We start from the raw sequence: 3,279 nt of genomic DNA, 5'->3' as shown, positions 1-3,279 counted from the left end.
GGCCTGGGCCCCGCGCGCGGCAGCCTCCTCCGCGGCGGCGGCGTCCCGGCCGGCGCGGGCGGCGTCCACCGCCTCCCGCGTGCGCTCCGCGGTCCTCTCCACCAGCTCCTGGTCCGTGACGGGGAACGGCTCGGGCGCGTGCCAGTCCTCGCCGAGCTCGGCGGCGACCGCCTCGCGCAGCTGCTCCCGGGCCGAGGCGGCCACCTGGGCGTCCGCGGCGGCGCGGGCGCCGAGGCGCTCGGCCTCGGCCTTGAGGTGCTCCTCCACCCCGTCGAACCGCTGGGTGCCGAACAGGCGGCGCAGCAGTCGCTGGCGCTCGTCCGAGCGGGCGGTGAGGAACTCGGCGAACCGCCCCTGCGGGAGCATGACCACCTGCATGAACTGGGCGGCGTCCAGGTGCATGACGTCCGCCACCTGGACGCCGACCTCGTCGTTGCGGGTCAGCGGCTCCTGCCAGGCCCCGTCCACGTGCTCGCGCAGGGAGACGGCGGCGGGGGTGGGCGTGGTGTCCTTCCCGGAGGCGGAGCGCCGCTTCTTGAGGCGCTCGTGACGGGGCGAGCGCACCACCTCGAACCGCCGCCCCTGGACGGTGAACTCCACGAGCACCTCGGGGACGACGGCGCCGGGCGGGCGCAGCGTGGTCACGAGCGACTCGGGCGAGCGGCCGCCCGGGACGGACCCGTACAGGGCGTAGCAGAGGGCGGCGAGGACGGTGGACTTGCCCGCGCCCGTGGGCCCGTCCAGCAGGAACAGGCCGGCGTCGTTGAGCCGGTCCATGTCCACGTCCTGCGCCTCGGCGTAGGGGCCGATCCCCTGCAGCCGCATCCGATGGATCCTCATGCCTGGGCCTCCCGGGTCCGGGACGCCGTGAGGGCGTCGTCGAGCAGCGCGGACTCCTCCGCCGAGGCGGGGCGGCCGCGCACGTGGTCCACGAAGCCCGTGGTCAGCGCGAGGTCCGTGGGGGCCTGTCGCAGGGCCTGCGCGTACGTGCGCACGCGCTCGGGACGCCCGCCCTCCGGCTCGTGCCGGAACACGAGCAGGTGGGGGAACCGCGAGCGCAGCCGCTCGAGCGCCTTCTCGGGCCGCTCGGGGTCCGTCACCGTAGCCTGCACCCAGCGGTCCTCGGCGAAGGCGTACTCGGGCGAGTCCAGCAGCGGCCCGATGCGGTCGGCGAGCACGGCCAGCCGGCGTCCGGCCCGCCAGTCCACGGGCTCCACCTCGGTCACGTCGCCGCCGTGCACGTGCACGAGCCACCCGCCCTTCACGTGCTTCGCCTCGGAGAAGGAGTACGGCAGCGGCGATCCGGAGTACCGCACGTGCTCGGCCATCGTCTGCCGCCCGTGCAGGTGCCCGAGTGCCGCGTAGTCCAGCCCGTCGAAGACCGTGACCGGCACCTGGCCGAGGGTGCCGACCAGCCCCTCCGGCTCCGCGCCGCACCCGGCGTCCTGCCCGGCCGGGTCCGCGGACGCCGGGTCCGCGGGCGCCGCGCTCGCGGGCAACGGCGAGCCGCCGGCGCCGATGTCCCGCTCGGAGTCGGAGGCGTCCCCGCCTGCGGCGAACAGGTGGGCGAGCACGATGCCGGCCAGCGGGGCGGGCGACCCCGCCCGCCGGTCCTCCAGGTCCGCCCGGATCCGCCGCACGGCCTCCGCCATCACGCCCGTGTGGGTCGGGTCCACCTCCCACGCCTGGCCGAGGTGGCGCGGCTCCAGGTAGGGGACGCCGTAGACGGCCGCGCGCTCCCCCGCGGCGTCCTCGAGCAGGACCGGCTCGTCCAGGCGGGCGGGGTCCGTGAGCACGTGCACGCCGGCGGCGGAGAGCAGGCCGGCGCCGAACCCCAGGCGCACCGCGGAGTCGTGGTTGCCGCTGGTGAGGACCACCTGCGCCCCGGCCTCGCGCAGGCGTGCCAGCGTGGCGTCCAGGAGGGCGACGGCGTCCGCCGACGGCAGGGCGCGGTCGTAGACGTCCCCGGCGAGCAGCACGGCATCCACGCCGCGCTCCCGCACGGTGTCCACGAGGGCGTCGAGGACCTGACGCTGGCCCTCCAGCAGGCCGGTGCCGTGGAAGGACCGGCCGAGATGCCAGTCGGAGGTGTGCAGCAGGAGCATGGCTCCACTGTAGGAACCGGGCGGACGCGTTAAGGCGTCCGACCCGCCTCCTACGATGTCCCCTATGACCGAGACCCCCGTCGCCCCGTCCCTGCCCGGCCCCGAGCACGCCGCCCGCGTCGCCGCCCTCCTCGCGGCGGGCGCCGCCGGGGACGCCCTCGGCTACACCGTGGAGTTCGACGCGGACGCGGCCGTCCGGGCCCGCCACGGGGCGGAGGGGCTCACCACGGGCGAGGCCGCACTGGCCGTCGTCGGGGGCGAGGCCCTGCCGATCTCGGACGACACCCAGATGACCCTGTACGTCCTGGACGGGCTGCTCGAGTGGATCGAGTGGCAGAACGACGGCCAGGCCGCGGACCCGGCCGCGTGCGTGTGGCTGGCCTGCCTGCGGTGGTGGGCCACGCAGCACGGCGGCGCGCTGCCGGACGGCGCCCCGCCCGTGCCGCCGCGCTGGCTCGAGGACCACCCCGAGCTGCGCGCGCGCCGTGCCCCGGGGAACGCGTGCCTGAGCGGGCTGGACTCCGCCGCCATGGGCCTGCCCGGGGACCCCCGGAACCCGGACTCGAAGGGGTGCGGCACCGTGATGCGCTCGGCCCCGTACGGCATGGTGCCGGGGCTGGAGGACGTCCACGTGGTCTCCTTCGCCCGCCAGGGCGCCGTGCTCACCCACGGCCACCCCACCGCGTGGGTCGCCGCGGCCGCCTACTCCCTGATGATCGCCGCGCTGCTGCGCGGGGCGGGCCTGGAGGACGCCGTCGCCCACGCCCGCGTCTGGGTGGACTCCCTCGACCCGGCCGAGGGCGGCGAGACCGCCGCGGCCCTCGCGTCCGCCGTCGAGCTGGCCGCCTCCCCCGCCGACGACGCCGGCCGGCCCGGCACGCTGCCCGCGGCCCTCGGCGAGGGGTGGGTCGCCGAGGAGGCGCTGGCCATCGCCGTCCACGCAGCGCTCGTGGCGCAGGCCCGGCACGAGGACCCGGCGGACATGCTCGCCCTGGCGCTGCGGATCGGCGCCAACCATGCCGGGGACTCGGACTCGACGGCGTCGCTGGCCGGGCAGCTGCTCGGCGCCGCCCACGGCCCTGCGGTATTCGGCGCGGACGCGGCCGCCGACGTGCCCGCGGGCCTCGTCCCGGCGTGGGTCGCGGGGCGGGAGGGCGCTGGCGCTTATACCCAT

General features: G+C 77.2%; 3 protein-coding genes. 1 reads left to right on the top strand and 2 read right to left on the bottom strand.

Annotated elements, in window-relative coordinates:
- Window positions 1-825: SMC family ATPase (locus NWP10_RS11185; RefSeq protein ID WP_258300958.1), on the bottom strand; the 825-nt coding region annotated here is incomplete at its 3' end.
- 11 nt (window positions 826-836) lie between these two features.
- Window positions 837-2,105, bottom strand: a complete 1,269-nt coding sequence (locus tag NWP10_RS11180) for an exonuclease subunit SbcD (protein ID WP_017488817.1) — start codon at window positions 2,103-2,105, stop codon at window positions 837-839.
- 64 nt (window positions 2,106-2,169) lie between these two features.
- Between NWP10_RS11180 and NWP10_RS11175 the strand changes: the two genes are divergently transcribed.
- A partial coding sequence (locus NWP10_RS11175; protein WP_258300957.1) for an ADP-ribosylglycohydrolase family protein occupies window positions 2,170-3,279 on the top strand: 1,110 nt, incomplete at its 3' end.

Source organism: Micrococcus sp. HG099 (assembly GCF_024723355.1).
Classification (GTDB): Bacteria; Actinomycetota; Actinomycetes; order Actinomycetales; family Micrococcaceae; genus Micrococcus; species Micrococcus endophyticus.
This window is presented reverse-complemented; position numbering and strand designations above follow the sequence as displayed.